Origin of the sequence: Pseudomonas sp. RL_5y_Pfl2_69 (assembly GCF_963970465.1) — a bacterium.
In the GTDB taxonomy this organism is placed as follows: domain Bacteria; phylum Pseudomonadota; class Gammaproteobacteria; order Pseudomonadales; family Pseudomonadaceae; genus Aquipseudomonas.
This window is the reverse complement of sequence record NZ_CAXAOU010000002.1, coordinates 395,210-412,014: the sequence shown is the minus strand read 5'-3', so window position 1 is coordinate 412,014 and position 16,805 is coordinate 395,210. Positions and strand designations below refer to the sequence as shown.

The following is a 16,805-nucleotide window of genomic DNA, read 5'->3' as shown; positions in this document are numbered from 1 at the left end:
CCCAAGACCTGATGCTTACAGGGTTTGAAGTGGGAGCGGGCTTGCTCGCGATGGCGAACGACGCACAGTGTCAGACGTGTACTTTTCTCAATACCTGCCAGATAACGACCAGCCACAAAAAAGCCCCGCCTGATCACTCAGGCGGGGCTTTTGCGTATCGGGGTAAGGCTGGCTTACATCATGCCGCCCATACCACCCATGCCGCCCATGTCTGGCATGCCGCCAGCTGGTTTATCTTCCTGGATCTCAGCGATCATCGCCTCAGTGGTGATCATCAGGCTGGCAATCGACGAAGCCGCTTGCAGAGCCGAACGAGTCACTTTAGCCGGGTCAAGGATACCCATTTCGATCATGTCGCCGTATTCGCCAGTGGCTGCGTTGTAACCGTAGTTACCCGAACCCTGCTTAACTTTGTCGACAACTACGCTTGGCTCGTCACCGGAGTTGGCAACGATCTGGCGCAGAGGTGCTTCAACAGCACGACGCAGCAATGCGATACCAACGTTCTGATCAGCGTTGTCGCCTTTCAGATCAGCGATTGCCTGCAGAGCGCGAACCAGTGCCACGCCACCGCCAGGTACCACGCCTTCTTCAACGGCTGCACGGGTTGCGTGCAGGGCGTCTTCAACGCGGGCTTTCTTCTCTTTCATTTCTACTTCAGAGCCAGCGCCAACCTTGATCACTGCTACGCCGCCAGACAGCTTGGCCAGACGCTCTTGCAGTTTTTCACGGTCGTAGTCCGAAGTGGTATCAGCCACTTGAGCACGGATCTGAGTCACACGAGCCTGGATGTCAGCTTCAACGCCAGCACCGTCAATAACGGTGGTGTTTTCTTTGGTTACGGTAACGCGCTTGGCATTACCCAGGTGTTCCAGGGTAGCGCTTTCCAGGCTCAGACCGATCTCTTCGGAGATAACGGTACCGCCAGTCAGAACAGCGATGTCCTGCAGCATTGCCTTGCGACGATCACCAAAGCCAGGTGCTTTAACAGCAACGACTTTCACGATACCGCGCATGTTGTTCACAACCAGAGTCGCCAGGGCTTCGCCTTCAACGTCTTCGGATACGATCAGCAGTGGGCGACCGGCTTTGGCAACAGCTTCCAGAACTGGCAGCAGTTCACGGATGTTGGAGATCTTTTTGTCGACCAGAAGGATCAGCGGACCGTCGAGCTCGGCAGTCATGGTTTCTGGTTTGTTGACGAAGTACGGGGACAGGTAGCCACGGTCAAACTGCATGCCTTCAACAACAGACAGTTCGTTTTCCAGGCCCGAGCCTTCTTCAACAGTGATCACGCCTTCTTTACCGACTTTTTCCATGGCTTCGGCAATGATGTCGCCGATGGAGCTGTCGGAGTTGGCAGAGATGGTACCTACCTGAGCGATCGCCTTGCTGTCAGCGCATGGCTTGGCCAGGGATTTCAGCTCTTTGACAATGGCGATGGTCGCTTTGTCGATACCGCGCTTCAGGTCCATCGGGTTCATGCCGGCAGCGACGGCTTTCAGGCCTTCGTTGACGATCGATTGAGCCAGAACGGTTGCAGTGGTAGTACCGTCACCAGCGTCATCGTTGGCACGGGAGGCAACGTCTTTAACCAGCTGCGCGCCCATGTTTTCGAAGCGATCTTTCAGCTCGATTTCTTTGGCAACGGAAACGCCGTCCTTGGTGATGGTCGGAGCGCCGAAGCTCTTCTCGATGATCACGTTACGGCCTTTAGGGCCCAGGGTCGCTTTTACTGCGTCAGCCAGGACGTTTACACCGGCCAGCATTTTTTTACGGGCGGAGTCGCCGAATTTAACTTCTTTAGCAGCCATGTTCGTTCTTCCTTAAATACTTTGTAGTAACGGGAAAAGGAGCGGGAGATCAGCCTTCGATTACAGCGAGAATCTCGTTCTCAGCCATAACCAGCAGGTCTTCGCCGTCGACTTTCACAGTGTTGCTGCCGGAGTAAGGGCCGAACACAACCTTGTCACCCACTTTCACGGCCAGCGCACGTACTTCACCGTTGTCCAGAACGCGGCCAGTACCGACAGCGAGGATTTCACCGCTGTTGGCTTTTTCGGCAGCAGAACCCGGCAGAACGATACCGCCAGCGGTTTTCTTTTCTTCTTCGCTGCGACGGATTACGACGCGGTCATGCAGAGGACGAAGCTTCATTGTCGATCTCTCCTAATTGTGGTGTTCATCGGCCGGTGTCAATACCGGCGGGGTTTGCAAATCCGGAAATGCCGGGTGCTATTCGCTGAAGGGATGTGCTGTTGCCAGTAAAACCCTGCGGTGTCCGTTACATAAGGGCGCATCCACTTATTACAAGGGCACGCCCATGAAATTTTTAACCTTGTGCCTGACCGAAAAACAAACACGGCACCCAAGGTGCCGTGTTGATAACGCCAAAGCCTTATTTGTCGCGGTGCTCGAACTCGCCTTCGATCACATTGGGCTCACGCCCCAAAGGCTGCTGGGATCGAGGGCGAGATGCAGCCTCGAAGTGATCGGCAAACGCACGCTGGCGAATGGCTTGTTCTTCTGCACGCTTGCGCAGACGGTTGACCAGGAAACGACGAACCGGCGGGAACAGCAACAACAGACCGGCTGCATCGCTGATAAAGCCTGGCAGCACCAGAAGGCCGCCACCCAGGGCCAGCATCAGGCCTTCAAGCATTTGCTGGGCAGGCAGTTCGCCGCGATTGAGGCTTTCGCGCGCTCTGAGCGCAGTGGCCAGACCTGCAACGCGAACCACCAGAACACCCAGCATGGAGCCGGCAATGATCAGCAGCAACGCAGGGAAAAACCCGATAGCGGTGCTGACCTTGAAAAAGACGTACAGCTCTAGCACTGGAAATAACAGAAAGAGCAATAGAAAAGCGCGCATCAAATGATTCCTCTCCGGAAGAATATCTTCCAACCAAACGTAGATGACGGCGCGCCTGTGAAAATTCAAGGTCAGGTCGTCTGTTTTTTCGGCCATTCACTTGCACGCGCCAATAAAACCAACGCTTCGCGCACCTGTGTCGAAGTATTGCAAGGCTCGGGAAAGCCCAACCAATGCAGGCCTTCACCGATACGCAAATGCATGCCTTCGCTGTCGATACCCACCAGCGTAGCTGGCGTTGTTAGCGGTAGACCGGTCAATTTGACGTAATGCTCGATGGCGTTGGCGTGGTCGGCGTTCATGTGCTCCACCATGCGCACCTCGACCTGCCCGGCAAAGGGGTTGGCCAGCGTGACTTGATCCAGCCAGTGAATCGCCCCGAAACCACCTATATAACGGTGCCTGACCGGGTTAAGCACCCAAAAGTCGAAATCATGGGCCGTGTCATAGCCCCTGGCCTCGGGGAAATAGCGATAGTAGCGCTCAGCTGCGGCGGCAATCGCTGCAGCCTCGGTCAACTGCTCGGCTTCGGCCAGGTACGTCAGGCGCCCAACGGCCTGGACATCTTCAGCCCCCCGCTCGCCGACCATCAGCGAGCACTTGGGGTCCTTGCGCAGGTTATGGGTGTGCTGGGCAATACGGCTGATCAAAATCAGCGGGCGCCCCTGCTCATCCAGGCAATAAGGCACCACGGAACCAAAGGGAAAACCCGGCATGGCCTTGGACTGGGTCGACAGGGCGCCGCGGTATTCCTTGAGCAGTAATTCTCGGGCATGCTTGGCAGCTTCAACGCTCAACTTATGACTCCTTAATAAAAAATCCGTCGATAACGGTCGAGATCAGGGCACCCATGCAACTAAAAGACAAAGTAATCATTATCACTGGCGGCTGCCAAGGGCTGGGCCGTGCAATGGCTGAGTATCTGGCTGCCAAGGGCGCAAGGCTGGCACTGGTCGACCTCAATCCGGAAAAGCTCGAATTGGCGGTCGCGGCTTGTCAGGCACACGGTGTAGAGGCCCGCGCTTACCTGTGTAACGTCGCCGATGAAGAACAGGTTACGCAAACTGTTGCCCAGATTGCAGAAGATTTTGGCGCGATCAATGGTCTTGTAAACAACGCCGGCATTTTGCGCGACGGACTGCTGCTCAAGGTCAAGGACGGGGTGATGACCAAGATGAGCCTCGCGCAATGGCAGGCGGTGATCGACGTCAACCTGACGGGCGTTTTCCTGTGCACCCGTGAGGTCGCGGCAAAAATGATCGAGCTCAACAGTCAGGGAGCGATTATCAACATTTCGTCGATCTCGCGCGCCGGTAACGTAGGCCAGACCAACTACTCGGCAGCCAAGGCCGGAGTTGCCGCAGCCACGGTGACCTGGGCCAAAGAGCTGTCACGTTACGGCATTCGGGTGGCCGGGATTGCCCCAGGCTTTATCGAAACCGAAATGACCCTGGGCATGAAACCCGAAGCCCTCGAAAAGATGACTTCCGGCATCCCGTTGAAGCGCATGGGCAAGGTTGAAGAAATCGCCCATTCCGCGGCCTACATTTTTGAGAACGACTACTACACCGGGCGGATTCTGGAGCTTGATGGCGGCTTGCGGATCTAGAGCAACCTGTAGCCGCTGCCGAAGGAACGAGGCTGCGTTCCTTCGGCAGCTGCAACGGTGTGAGCTATTACCAGGTCACGCCAAACCCCATGGTGTAGCGAGTCTTGTTGAGGGAGTTATCAGAGCCGCTTGAACCACCAATCAGGTCTTTCTCGGCCTTGAGATTGAGCGATGCCCACTCTGTCACCTTGTAACGCAAGCCTATTTCGGAATCGAGGCTGTAGTCCGACGTACTCTCCAGCGACTTGCCCAGCTCACCATTGGTGAAGATCGACACTGTCTTGCCCAGCAAGTAGCGGTTGTAATCCCACTTCATGGCCAGCGAATAGAAGTTATCTTTTTTGCCGTCAGAATATTCATAGTCCGTGCGGTTGATCAGCGACCCCAGGGAGAACGCACCCAGTTCGTCATCCCAGAACTGATAGCCCGGACCAGTACCGATCGTGCGCTGGCGTGAAACGTCTTCGACCCGGTCACGGTTATAAGTCAGACGACCTTGCCAGTACCACTTTTCATCAATGAAGTGGTCAAGCGCGTATTCGGCAGTCCAGTTGTCCGTCGTGACAACATCGTTCTGAAACTCGCGGTTGTATTCGCCTTCTGCATGATGGCGCCAGGCACCGTGACGAGCAGTGGTTTTGAAGTCGATGTCGTAATCGTCGGTATCCTTGTCGGCCCGCTTGTAGTCCAGCGCCACATCGACATTGCCTTTCCAGACAAGGTCTTCAATCACCGGCTTGGGCTTGAGGATTTGCTGAATACTGGCCAGCTCTACGGTTTTCGGCGCTTCGCCATTGGCCAGGGTTACGCGGCCATCTTCGGCTGCCTGCAACGACTTGGCTTTCTCTCCGGTGTAGGCATCCTGCTTGACCAGCAGTTCCTGATCACTCTCAAGGGTTTTGACCTGTTTCCAGTCAATGGGCACGGCACCCGCGTATTCGGTCTGGATCAGCAACTTGCCACCGTCGAATACTTTGATCTTGCCGGTCAGACGGTCGCCATTTTTCAACCACACCGTATCGGCAAGCACGGGCGCAGTAAGGCTCAGGACAGCAAGGCATAACAGGGTTCTGGACAGCATAAGCAAATGCGAAACTCAGGAGTGCGAAAGAATGCCGGCATTATCCCCATGGACACGCCCTTGAGAAAGAAAGACCGGCTCATTGTGCTGGAGTTCCTTCTATAGTTGAGTTAACAGCGCAAGCCCCCTTTCCGCCGACCAGAAGCCCGCCGTGAGCACACTCATCGACACCCCTCAAAGCCCCGCAGAAATTCGCCGTACAGCACTGTATTCAACCTTGATGCTGGTGCCCGCAGGTTATGTGGTGTCCTACGGCCAGCTTGCCGAACTGGCTGGTCTGGGTCGAGCTGCACGGTGGGTTGGGCGAACGCTCAGCCAACTCCCTGAAGGCACGCGCCTGCCCTGGCATCGGGTTCTTGCCGCTGGTGGCCGTATCAGTTTGCCAGCAGGTAGCCCGTCCGGTGATGAACAGCGTGCGCGTTTGCGCGCCGAGGGCCTGAGCATCATGAATAATCGCGTGGATATGCAACGTCATGGCTGGCGCCCGATAGAGCACTGCGGTTAGAGTGCGCCCTTTGTTTCCGCAACCAGAGGCAGACTCCAGTCCATGCCCCGTAAAACCTGGCGCGAAGCGCTAGCTGCCTATTCCAGCCCCTCAACCCTTGTGCTGTTACTGCTCGGTTTTGCCGCCGGTTTACCGTACATGCTGGTTTTTTCAACGCTCTCCGTGTGGCTGCGCGAAGCCGGTGTGGCCCGTGAAACCATTGGCTATGCCAGCCTGATCGGTCTGGCTTACGCCTTTAAATGGGTGTGGTCCCCGCTGCTGGACCAATGGCGTTTACCGCTGCTCGGAAAACTTGGCAGGCGTCGTTCATGGCTGGTGCTGTCGCAGTCGCTGGTGATCCTGGGCCTGATCGGCATGGGCTTTTGCGACCCGCAAAAACACCTTTCCTGGCTGATTGCCATCGCGGTTGTCGTGTCCTTCGCCTCGGCGACCCAGGACATCGCCGTGGATGCCTACCGCCTGGAAATCGCAGAAGACAATCGTCAGGCCGCGCTCGCTGCCAGTTATATGTCCGGCTATCGCGTGGCAGCCCTGCTGGCCACCGCAGGCGCCCTGTTCTTTGCCGAGGGCTTCGGCTCGACGGGCTTTAACTACAAACATTCGGCCTGGACCGGTACTTATGTGCTGTTCGGCCTGCTCATGGTGCCAGCACTGCTCACCACCCTGTTCATGCGCGAGCCCCCGGTACCGCTGCGCACCCAACTGTCGGCCGGGCGCTACAGTTTTGGTCATCAGCTGGCGTCTGTATTCGTACTGATCGTCTTGCTTGTTTCAGTACCGGCGATGTTCACGCAGCTCTACAACACCGATTTTGCAGGCGTCCTTTTCGAGGGCGTCAGCCCGATGACACTGGTGCTTGAAGACAGGGCATTTCTGCGCGCTATCCTGTACACGCTGCTCACGGTGCTGTGCCTCTCGACCTTTGGACGACGCGGGCTGGCGCCAGTCCTGACACCGGTTAATGACTTTATCCTGCGTTATCGCTGGCAAGCCCTTCTGCTGCTGGGCCTGATTGCCACTTACCGCATGTCTGACACGGTCATGGGCGTGATGGCCAACGTGTTCTATATCGACCAAGGGTTCACCAAGGATCAGATCGCCGGGGTCAGCAAAATTTTCGGCTTGATCATGACCCTCGTTGGCGCTGGTATGGGCGGCTTGCTTATCGTGCGCTTCGGCATTTTGCCGATCCTGCTGATTGGCGGGGCGGCATCAGCAAGCACCAACCTGCTGTTTATGTTGCTGGCAGACATGGGCCCGAACCTGGACATGCTGATCGTCACTATCTCTCTCGACAACTTCAGCTCCGGCCTCGCCACGTCTGCGTTCGTCGCCTACCTGTCCAGCCTGACCAACCTCAAGTTTTCAGCCACCCAGTACGCCCTGCTCAGCTCCATCATGCTACTGCTGCCACGCCTGATGGGCGGCTATTCAGGGGTTCTGGTGGAGAAGTTCGGCTATCACAACTTCTTTATCATCACGGCACTGATGGGCATCCCTACCTTGCTGCTGATCAGCCTGCACTGGTTTCAGGAAAGCCGCCGGGCCCGCCAGAAGCCCGCTGTAGACCTCGGAAAACAGCCATAAATCTGCGGGGGGAGCACTCTCCCCCGCCCGCGCTGTACGCAAACTGATCTCGCCCGTACAATGCGAGGTCATTTCTAGTCATCAGCAACGGCAACGACTAACCATGCGCACCAGCCAATATCTGCTCGCCACACAGAAAGAAACGCCTTCCGATGCGGTCGTTATCAGCCACCAGCTGATGCTGCGCGCCGGCATGATTCGCAAACTTGCTTCCGGCCTGTACACCTGGCTGCCCATGGGCCTGCGGATCATGCGCAAGGCCGAAGCCATTGTTCGCGAAGAAATGAACGCTGCAGGTGCTCTTGAAGTGCTGATGCCGAGCATCCAGCCAGCTGAGCTGTGGCAGGAATCCGGTCGCTGGGAAGAATACGGCGCCGAACTGCTGCGCCTGAAAGATCGCCACGGTCGCGAGTTCTGCGTAGGCCCGACCCACGAAGAAGTCATCACCGACCTGTGCCGCAACGAGCTCAACAGCTACAAGCAGTTGCCGATCAATCTGTACCAGATCCAGACCAAATTCCGTGACGAAACCCGCCCGCGCTTCGGCTTGATGCGCGGCCGCGAGTTCATCATGAAGGACGCCTACTCCTTCCACGTCGACAACGCTTCGCTGCAGGTCACTTATGACCGCATGCACCAGGCCTACTGCAATGTATTCACCCGCCTGGGCCTGAACTTCCGTCCGGTTGAAGCGGACAACGGCTCCATCGGCGGCGCCGGTTCCCACGAGTTCCACGTTCTGGCCGAGTCTGGCGAAGACGACATCGTGTTCAGCAATGGTTCCGACTACGCGGCCAACATCGAAAAAGCCGAAGCCGTTCCAGCCGAAACCTCGCGCCCTGCTGCCACCCAGGAGCTGCGCCTGGTCGACACGCCAGATGCCAAGACCATCGCCCAACTGGTCGAAGGCTATGACCTGGCCATCGAAAAAACCGTCAAGACCCTGATCGTTCACGCCGCCGAAGAAGGCAAGCTGATCGCTCTGGTTATTCGCGGTGATCACGAACTTAACGAAATCAAGGCTGGCAACCACCCGCTGGTAGCAAGCCCGCTGGTCATGGCTTCGGACGCAGAACTACGTGACGCCATCGGCGCCGGCGCAGGCTCCCTGGGCCCGCTGAACCTGCCGCTGCCGTGCATCATTGACCGTTCGGTCGAATTGATGAGCGACTTCGGCGTGGGCGCCAACATCGATGACAAGCACTACTTCGGCGTGAACTGGGAACGCGACCTGCCGGTTCCGACCGTTGCCGACCTGCGCAACGTGGTCGCTGGCGACCCGAGCCCGGATGGCAAGGGCACGCTGGAAATCAAGCGCGGCATCGAAGTGGGCCACATCTTTCAGCTGGGCACCAAGTACAGCGAAGCGATGAAGTGCCAGGTGCTGGGCGAAAACGGCAAGCCGGTAACCCTGGCAATGGGTTGCTACGGCATCGGTGTTTCCCGCGTCGTGGCAGCAGCCATCGAGCAGAACAACGACGAGCGCGGCATTATCTGGAGCGATGCCCTGGCACCTTTCCAGGTCGCACTGGTTCCACTGCGCTACGAGACCGAAGCCGTACGCGAAGCCACCGACACGCTCTACGCCGAACTGACGGCCGCAGGCTTTGAAGTGCTACTGGACGACCGCGACAAGAAAACCAGCCCGGGCATCAAGTTCGCCGATATGGAACTGATCGGCATCCCTCACCGGATCGTGGTCAGTGACCGTGGCCTTGCTGAAGGCAATCTGGAATACAAGAGCCGCACCGAAGCAGAGCCTCAAGCCCTGCCCGTTGCTGATGTGCTTGCCTTCCTTCAAGCCCGTATCGCTCGCTGAAACCAGATAGAGGCGTCATGTTCAAGCGAAGTACCTTAACCCTCGCAGGTGCCGCCATGTGCGGCACCTTGCTGCTGAGCGGCTGTGCCAATCACATGTCGCAACGCAGTGAGCACGAGGAGCGAATCGAGCGAAAGCTGCTCGCCCACAGCCTCCTGATCGATGTTGGCTCGCCAGCAGTGCTTGAGCTGCCGCAACGCCGCGTGCGCATCAATGAACAAAAGACCTTTGAGGTCACCGAGTTCGATGTCACGCGCCATTACGACCGCTACACCCCTTACCAGCCCTGGCGCGAAGTCTATGAGATTCCGCTGGGGGCGGTGGCTATCGTCGCAGGGGTGGGTGCCAATGTGCTTAACGTGTTCATGTTCGGGCAACTTCCTGACAGCGTGACCAAAGACTGGATCAACTACGGCTTTGCGGGCATCAACCCTGCAATGAACGTGCAGTCCCACGGTCGCGCCGAACAGAACCTGGCCGGTATTGATGATGTTCAGCGCGACAAGCGCCTGGAGTATTCAAGCTTGCCCTGGTCGGAACGCCCGGTTGTGGTCAAGGCCGGCAAGCAGACTCATGAGCTGACGACTGATCGCAACGGTGTATTGCGCCTCAACCTGCTGGACAGCCCTTTTGCCGAGCAAGACCTCAATCACATCGGCAAGCTGACCATCATGGTTGAAGACGCTCAGGACGAGACCCACTCGAACTCAACCCTGTCGATCAGCAGCAACCTGCGTGGCAAGCTGCTTGAAGCGCACAACCTGATCTACGACGACCTGGAGGGCGACGACGTCAACCAATGGGTACATCGGGTCAAGCGCTTGTCGGAACTGGGACTGGAAGAAGAAGCCAGCGAGCTGGAACAAAGCCTGATCGAACTCACACGCAACGATCCCGAGCTACAACGTGAGTTCCTTCATTCTCTGACCAAGGATGCCGGTCGGCTGGTAGCGGATCCGGGCGTCAGCTGACACATGCCCTTGTAGTCGCTGCCGCAGGCTGCGAAAAGGGCCGCAGGCTCTTCGTGTTTTGGGGCCGCTTCGCACCCCATCGCAGCCTCGTACCTCGTCAGCGACTACAGTTATTTACCTACCCCTTGAACAGCTCCAGCTGCTCAAACCCGCTGTTCAAATCCTGCAAACGCACACCAAGCCCGAGCAATCGAACGGGCTTGGCGCCGCGTGCAAACGCCTGACTCAACAACCCCTCATAACTCTCAAGGTCACGCCCGGCACCGGACTGTTCCAGTGTGGTCTGGGTAAAATCGTGGAATTTGACTTTGACGAACGGCTTGCCTGGACGATAACTGCTGTCTATACGCGCAATGCGGCGAGTCAGCGTCTCCAGCAACTCCGGTAGTTTTTCCAGGCAACTGGCCAGATCCGGCAAATCGGTATCGTAGGTATTTTCCACGCTAACAGACTGACGTCGACTGTCGCTCTGCACCAGACGGTCATCAATCCCCCGCGACAACCCCCACAATCGCTCACCAAAACTGCCGAACTCACGCACAAGCGCCAATTTGCTCCAGTCACGCAACTGCAGGCAGGTCTCAATCCCCAACCGCCCCAGCTTGTCCGCCGTGACCTTGCCCACGCCATGCAACTTGTTGACTGGCAACGCCGACACGAAATCTTCAACCTGATCCGGAGTAATGACGAACAGCCCATTGGGCTTCTTCCAGTCGCTGGCAATTTTGGCCAGAAACTTGTTCGGTGCTACACCCGCCGAGACGGTGATGTGCAGTTGATTGGAGACCCTGCGCCGAATTTCCTGGGCAATGCGCGTGGCACTGCCCGAAAAATGCGGGCTATCAGACACATCCAGGTAAGCCTCATCCAAGGACAGCGGCTCTATCAAGTCGGTGTAATCGCGCAAGATGCCGTGGATTTCTTTCGACGCTTCTTTATAGGCATCCATCCTGCCGTTAACGATGATCAGGTCCGGGCACAGCTTGAGTGCATGTCGGGACGCCATCGCCGAGCGCACACCATAAGCCCGCGCCTCGTAGTTACAGGTCGAGATCACACCTCGACGGTCGGCCGAGCCCCCGACTGCCATCGGTTTGTTTGCCAGGCTCGGGTCATCGCGCATCTCAATAGCGGCATAGAAACAGTCACAGTCGACGTGGATGATTTTGCGCTGCGTCATGTAAGGCGACGTTCTTCAGGGGAGTAGGCAATGCGGATTGCCAGTATGTCACCACCCACTGTATATAGCACCAGTGGTCTCGACTCTCCCCGACAGACGTGGGAAATATCGCCATTGAATTTGTTTTTTCAATCGAATCTTGCCCGTCAATAGAGCTACACCCCATATGGAACATGGCCTCCAGGCCTTTTTATAACCGGCTTTTCTATCTAACCAATTGACGCACAACGAATTTTTCTAAATTAAGGTTTGACAGCCCAGCGGATCGCTGTAGAATCCACCCCACAGACGCGGGATGGAGCAGTCTGGTAGCTCGTCGGGCTCATAACCCGAAGGTCGTCGGTTCAAATCCGGCTCCCGCAACCAAACATCGAAAAAGGCTACTCGAAAGAGTGGCCTTTTTTGTGCGCGTCTGTTTTGTAGCTCGCCTGACTTGCGACGGCTTCGCCGCCGAACGCAGCCTTCGTTCCTCGCCAGCTGCTACAGACCGAACTGCCCCCAACCCAAAAACAGGCCTGTTTTGATCTTATTCAGGTCATTTATGCATTAAAGGTTGACTCCCCCACTCATCACTGTAGAGTGCGCCCCACAGACGCGGGATGGAGCAGTCTGGTAGCTCGTCGGGCTCATAACCCGAAGGTCGTCGGTTCAAATCCGGCTCCCGCAACCAAACATTAAAAGGCTACTCGAAAGAGTGGCCTTTTTTGTGCCCGGGTGTTTTACCCGCCTTCTGCCCGTCACGAGCCGGAGGTATTAAAACCGGGTATTTCAACCGCTTACGACATTTAAGGTTGACACCCGCACGATCCTCTGTAGAATGCGCCCACACAGACGCGGGATGGAGCAGTCTGGTAGCTCGTCGGGCTCATAACCCGAAGGTCGTCGGTTCAAATCCGGCTCCCGCAACCAAACATCAAAAAAGGCTACTCGAAAGAGTGGCCTTTTTTGTGCGCGCTCGAAAAGTATGGGGAAAACGGTTATTGACGCTCAACGTCATATTCCTGAAAGTCCCGTCGTCTATGCTGTCTGGCAATAATTACCCTTTTTGTACAGGCCAAACCTGAACCTCAGGCAAACAGCCAAACATATTTAGAAATATTTTCACCAAAAGGATTGGTAACTTGAGCCTATGCCTCCATCCTATCGCGCACGATCCACGAGGTGATTGATGCCCGATAATTCGCCAGAACTTAAAGAAGCCGTCACAGCAGCCCACCCGATTGCCGCAACTCGTTTGCGCTGGCTGGATTTGCTGAGCAAGTATCGCCAACCCATTGGTCTGGCAATCACTTTGTTGCTGTTTGCGATAGCACTGATTGCCTGTCGCCACCTGCTCAGCGAACTTGACCTGTACGCCCTGCACGACTCGATCCTGGAAGTCCCCAAGCCCGCCCTCCTCGGTGCAGTGGCCGCGACTGCCGTGGGCTTTGTGATACTGCTGGGGTATGAGTGGTCCGCCAGCCGGTATGCCGGGGTCAAGCTGCCACCTAAAACCCTGGCATTGGGCGGCTTCACCGCCTTTGCCATCGGCAATGCCATCGGCCTGTCGCTGCTGTCCGGCGGCTCCGTGCGATATCGCCTGTATGCACGTCATGGCGTAGGCGCATCAGAAGTCGCCCACATGACACTGTTCGCCAGCCTGTCACTGGGCTGTGCCTTGCCGCCACTGGCAGCACTGGCAACGTTGAGCAACTTGCCCGCCGCCTCCGCTGCCCTGCACATCCCGGCTTATATACTGGGTGCAATTGCTTTCGCGGTTCTGGCCCTGTTCGGGTTATTGGCACTGGGCATCTATCGCCGTCGCCTTCCTGAGCAACCGATCCCGGACAACCTGCTGGTAAAGGCCGGGCGTCGCACCTTACGCCTGCCAAGCCCGCGCCTGACCTTCCTGCAATTAGTCATTACAGCCCTGGACGTCGCTGCAGCGGCCACCGTGCTGTATTTGCTGCTACCCGAAGCGCCACCTTTTGGCGCCTTTATGCTGGTGTATCTGTTGGCGCTGGCTGCTGGCGTACTCAGCCACGTGCCCGGCGGTGTCGGGGTTTTCGAAGCCATCCTGCTGGCCGCCTTTGCCGACAAACTCGGCGCAGCACCACTGGCGGCCGCCCTGCTGCTGTACCGCATGATCTATGTGATCCTGCCGCTGCTGATTGCCTGCCTGCTGTTGTTGCTGAACGAAGCCCAACGCCTGATCCATACCCGACAAAGCCTGCGGGTTGCCTCGGGCCTGGCCGCTCCGGTTCTGGCGGTCCTGGTATTTATGTCCGGCGTGGTGCTGCTGTTTTCCGGGGCCACTCCCGAAATTGACACACGCCTTGAGCACATCGGCTTTCTGATCCCGCACCGCCTGATTGACGCATCACACTTTGGCGCCAGCCTGATCGGCGTGCTGTGCCTGTTGCTTGCCCAAGGCCTGCGCCGGCGCCTGTCCGCCGCCTGGATGCTGACCACGATTCTGCTGCTGGTCGGCGCCGTGCTTTCCCTGCTCAAAGGCTTTGACTGGGAAGAAGCCACTATCCTGGTCCTGACCGCCAGCCTGCTGGGGCTGTTCCGCCGCTCGTTCTACCGTCCGAGCCGCCTGACCGAGTTGCCGTTTTCACCCCTGTATCTGGTGGCCAGTGTCTGCGTGCTGGGCGCTTCGATCTGGCTGTTGCTGTTTGCCTATCAGGACGTTCCTTACAGCCATCAACTGTGGTGGCAGTTCACCCTCGACTCGGACGCTCCACGGGGCCTGCGCTCGTTGCTGGGCGCAGCCGTGCTGCTGGTAATCGTGTCGCTGACCTGGCTATTGCGAACCGCACGCCCGGTGATTCACCTGCCCGATGCCGCAGAGCTGGAAAAAGCCGGAAAAATCATCCTGGCCTCCGACCAGCCCGATGGTGGCCTGGCCCTGACCGGCGACAAGGCCCTGCTGTTCCACCCGGATGAAAATGCCTTCCTGATGTACGCCCGCCGCGGGCGCAGCCTGGTAGCGCTGTACGACCCGATTGGACCGCCCCAGCAGCGTGCCGAGCTGATCTGGCAATTTCGCGACCTGTGCGACACCTTTCACGCCCGCCCCGTGTTCTATCAGGTCCGCGCCGAGAACCTGCCGTTTTACATGGACATTGGCCTGACCGCGATCAAGCTCGGCGAAGAAGCCCGGGTCGACTTGCACCGCTTTGATCTCGAAGCCAAGGGCAAAGAGATGAAAGACCTGCGCTACACCTGGAACCGTGGCACCCGTGACGGTCTGTCACTGGAAATCCACGAACCGGGTGAAGCCCCGATGGATGAACTCAAGGCCATTTCGGATGCCTGGCTTACCGGCAAAAACGTACGGGAAAAAGGCTTCTCCCTGGGTCGCTTCAGCGAGGACTACATCAAGCACTTTCGCGTGGCGATTATTCGCTTTGAAGGCAAGCCGGTAGCCTTCGCCAACCTGCTTGAAACCCACAGCCATGAGCTGTCGAGCCTCGACCTGATGCGCTCGCACCCCGAAGCGCCAAAACTGACCATGGAATTCATGATGGTGGGTTTGATTCAGCATTATAAAAAGCATGGATACGCACGTTTCAGCCTGGGAATGGTACCTCTGTCCGGCCTGCAACCCCGACGCGGCGCACCGTTGACCCAGCGTCTGGGGTCGATGCTGTTCCAGCGCGGCGAGCACCTGTACAACTTCCAGGGTTTGCGCCGCTTCAAAGATAAATTCCAGCCCGACTGGGAACCTCGTTATATGGCCGTGCCCGCCGGACTTGATCCGCTGGTAGCGCTGGCTGATACCGCCGCCCTGATTGCAGGCGGCTTGACTGGATTGGTGAAACGTTAATGAAACATCGTTCCTGGCGGTTTTTGTTGCTTGCCTTGATAGTTCTGGTCGCACTGGCTGCAGGCGGCTATTGGTTCTGGAATCGCCCCGCGCCAGAGCCAACAATTGAACACCTGAGTCAAACCGATGGCTCGACCCTGACCAACGTCACTCCCGGTCAAAAAGCCCTGGCCCGGGTAGTGATTGCCACACCCGCCGAAGAAGCGCTCAATGACAAGCAGTTAGTGGCCTTGAGCCGTGGCGGCAAAGCACAGGTCGTGCAGGTGATACTGCCCAAGGATGATTGCACCCTGCAGCAGCAAGCCCTGCAAACTGCACTGCAACAACTCAAGGGCCCAGCGACGCTGGTCAGCGGTATCGGTCCGGGTGCAACCCTGGCTTGGCGCTGGCTGGCCGAGCAGACCAATGACAAGGCCCAGGCCGTGTCGGTCGGTTTCAAGCTTGAAGAGCCCGGCTGCGCCCTGCCCGTTCCAAAAACCGCTGCCCACGGCAACTGGCTGGTGGCCTGGAACGACAACCCTGACGACCCGAGCGCTGCGTTCGTACGTGATCAACCAAACGCTCAGACCAGCATCAGCGACTACGACATTCATTACCCGCAGGTACTGAGCAACGAACTGCGCAAAATACTGGTGGGCGATGAAAACGGCGGGTTGAGCATGCCGGTGGTCGAAGTGCCCGCAGGCCAGCAAAACAGCACCGTAACCCTGTTCCTGTCCGGTGACGGTGGCTGGCGAGACCTGGACCGCGACGTGGCCGGTGAAATGGCCAAGATCGGCTACCCGGTGGTCGGCATCGACATGCTGCGCTACTACTGGCAGCACAAAACACCCGAGCAAAGCGCCACCGACCTGACCGAACTGATGCAGCATTACCGTCAGAAGTGGGGCACCCAGCGCTTTGTACTGGTGGGCTACTCGTTTGGTGCTGACGTTTTGCCTGCCACTTACAATCGCTTGCCTGAAGCCGAGCAAAAGCGGGTCGACGCCATCATGCTCCTGGCATTTGCCCGCAGTGGCAGCTTTGAGATCCATGTCGATGGCTGGCTCGGCAAAGCCGGCGCCGAAGCCGATACGGGCGAGGAAATGTCCAAGCTGCCTGCCAGCAAAGTGGTATGCATCTATGGTGCAGAAGAGGTGGATGAAAGCGGCTGCACCGCCAAGACAGCCGTCGGCGAAAGCCTGAAACTGCCCGGCGGGCACCACTTCGACGAAAACTACCCGGCCCTGGCCCAGCGCCTTGTAGACCTGATCAAGAAGCATCAGACGACTGCCGAGTAAGTCATTTGTGGGAGCGGGCTTGCTCGCGATGGGTGCGCTGCGGTTTATCAGGCAAACCGCAGCGTCTGTATCGCGAGCAAGCCCGCTCCC

13 protein-coding genes and 3 tRNA genes are annotated in these 16,805 nt (G+C 57.6%); 10 read left to right on the top strand and 6 right to left on the bottom strand.

The window, feature by feature from the left end; translation table 11 throughout:
• Positions 1–173: 173 nt before the first annotated feature.
• From groL to AACY07_RS05170, 4 genes are all read right to left on the bottom strand, one after another.
• Complete coding sequence (gene groL, locus AACY07_RS05185; protein ID WP_095038382.1) at positions 174–1,814, bottom strand: chaperonin GroEL; 1,641 nt, start codon at positions 1,812–1,814, stop codon at positions 174–176.
• A 49-nt stretch (positions 1,815–1,863) separates the two neighbouring features.
• On the bottom strand, positions 1,864–2,157 hold the full coding sequence (locus AACY07_RS05180; protein ID WP_019827816.1) for a co-chaperone GroES: 294 nt from the start codon (positions 2,155–2,157) through the stop codon (positions 1,864–1,866).
• Between the two features lie 241 nt (positions 2,158–2,398).
• A complete protein-coding gene (locus AACY07_RS05175) occupies positions 2,399–2,872 on the bottom strand; it encodes an FxsA family protein (protein WP_339473738.1) in 474 nt (157 codons plus the stop codon).
• Between the two features lie 71 nt (positions 2,873–2,943).
• Positions 2,944–3,669 carry a HugZ family pyridoxamine 5'-phosphate oxidase gene (locus AACY07_RS05170; protein WP_219260771.1) on the bottom strand — a complete coding sequence of 242 codons (726 nt, stop codon included), beginning with the start codon at positions 3,667–3,669 and terminating at the stop codon, positions 2,944–2,946.
• Positions 3,670–3,722: 53 nt separating this feature from the next.
• Here AACY07_RS05170 and AACY07_RS05165 point away from each other — a divergent pair, with 53 nt between their 5' ends.
• Positions 3,723–4,481 (top strand): SDR family oxidoreductase, encoded by a 759-nt coding sequence (locus tag AACY07_RS05165; RefSeq protein WP_046808918.1) that lies wholly within the window; start codon positions 3,723–3,725, stop codon positions 4,479–4,481.
• Between the two features lie 67 nt (positions 4,482–4,548).
• On the opposite strand, the gene AACY07_RS05160 is transcribed toward AACY07_RS05165, so the two are convergent.
• On the bottom strand, positions 4,549–5,562 hold the full coding sequence (locus AACY07_RS05160) for a DUF481 domain-containing protein (RefSeq protein WP_339473737.1): 1,014 nt from the start codon (positions 5,560–5,562) through the stop codon (positions 4,549–4,551).
• A 151-nt stretch (positions 5,563–5,713) separates the two neighbouring features.
• Here AACY07_RS05160 and AACY07_RS05155 point away from each other — a divergent pair, with 151 nt between their 5' ends.
• From AACY07_RS05155 to AACY07_RS05140, 4 genes are all read left to right on the top strand, one after another.
• Positions 5,714–6,067: an MGMT family protein gene (locus tag AACY07_RS05155; protein WP_339473735.1), complete on the top strand. Its 354-nt coding sequence runs from the start codon at positions 5,714–5,716 to the stop codon at positions 6,065–6,067.
• A gap of 42 nt (positions 6,068–6,109) precedes the next feature.
• Positions 6,110–7,654, top strand: coding sequence for an AmpG family muropeptide MFS transporter (locus tag AACY07_RS05150; protein ID WP_339473734.1), 1,545 nt, complete (start codon positions 6,110–6,112; stop codon positions 7,652–7,654).
• A gap of 103 nt (positions 7,655–7,757) precedes the next feature.
• Positions 7,758–9,473, top strand: a complete 1,716-nt coding sequence (locus AACY07_RS05145; protein WP_339473732.1) for a proline--tRNA ligase — start codon at positions 7,758–7,760, stop codon at positions 9,471–9,473.
• A 17-nt stretch (positions 9,474–9,490) separates the two neighbouring features.
• Positions 9,491–10,444: a hypothetical protein gene (locus AACY07_RS05140; RefSeq protein ID WP_326398364.1), complete on the top strand. Its 954-nt coding sequence runs from the start codon at positions 9,491–9,493 to the stop codon at positions 10,442–10,444.
• 118 nt (positions 10,445–10,562) lie between these two features.
• Here the strand turns inward: AACY07_RS05140 and dinB are convergent, their stop codons facing one another.
• A complete protein-coding gene (gene dinB, locus AACY07_RS05135; protein WP_339473729.1) occupies positions 10,563–11,624 on the bottom strand; it encodes a DNA polymerase IV in 1,062 nt (353 codons plus the stop codon).
• A 289-nt stretch (positions 11,625–11,913) separates the two neighbouring features.
• Between dinB and AACY07_RS05130 the strand changes: the two genes are divergently transcribed.
• From AACY07_RS05130 to AACY07_RS05110, 5 genes are all read left to right on the top strand, one after another.
• Positions 11,914–11,990: transfer RNA gene (locus AACY07_RS05130), tRNA-Met, on the top strand.
• 227 nt (positions 11,991–12,217) lie between these two features.
• A tRNA-Met gene (locus AACY07_RS05125) sits at positions 12,218–12,294 on the top strand.
• A 162-nt stretch (positions 12,295–12,456) separates the two neighbouring features.
• A tRNA-Met gene (locus tag AACY07_RS05120) sits at positions 12,457–12,533 on the top strand.
• A gap of 259 nt (positions 12,534–12,792) precedes the next feature.
• Complete coding sequence (gene mprF, locus AACY07_RS05115) at positions 12,793–15,435, top strand: bifunctional lysylphosphatidylglycerol flippase/synthetase MprF (protein ID WP_133075810.1); 2,643 nt, start codon at positions 12,793–12,795, stop codon at positions 15,433–15,435.
• The gene (locus AACY07_RS05110; RefSeq protein WP_133075811.1) at positions 15,435–16,715 is read left to right on the top strand and encodes a virulence factor family protein; all 1,281 of its coding nucleotides are present in this window, start codon (positions 15,435–15,437) and stop codon (positions 16,713–16,715) included. The genes mprF and AACY07_RS05110 overlap by 1 nt, the downstream gene beginning before the upstream one ends.
• Positions 16,716–16,805 lie beyond the last annotated feature (90 nt).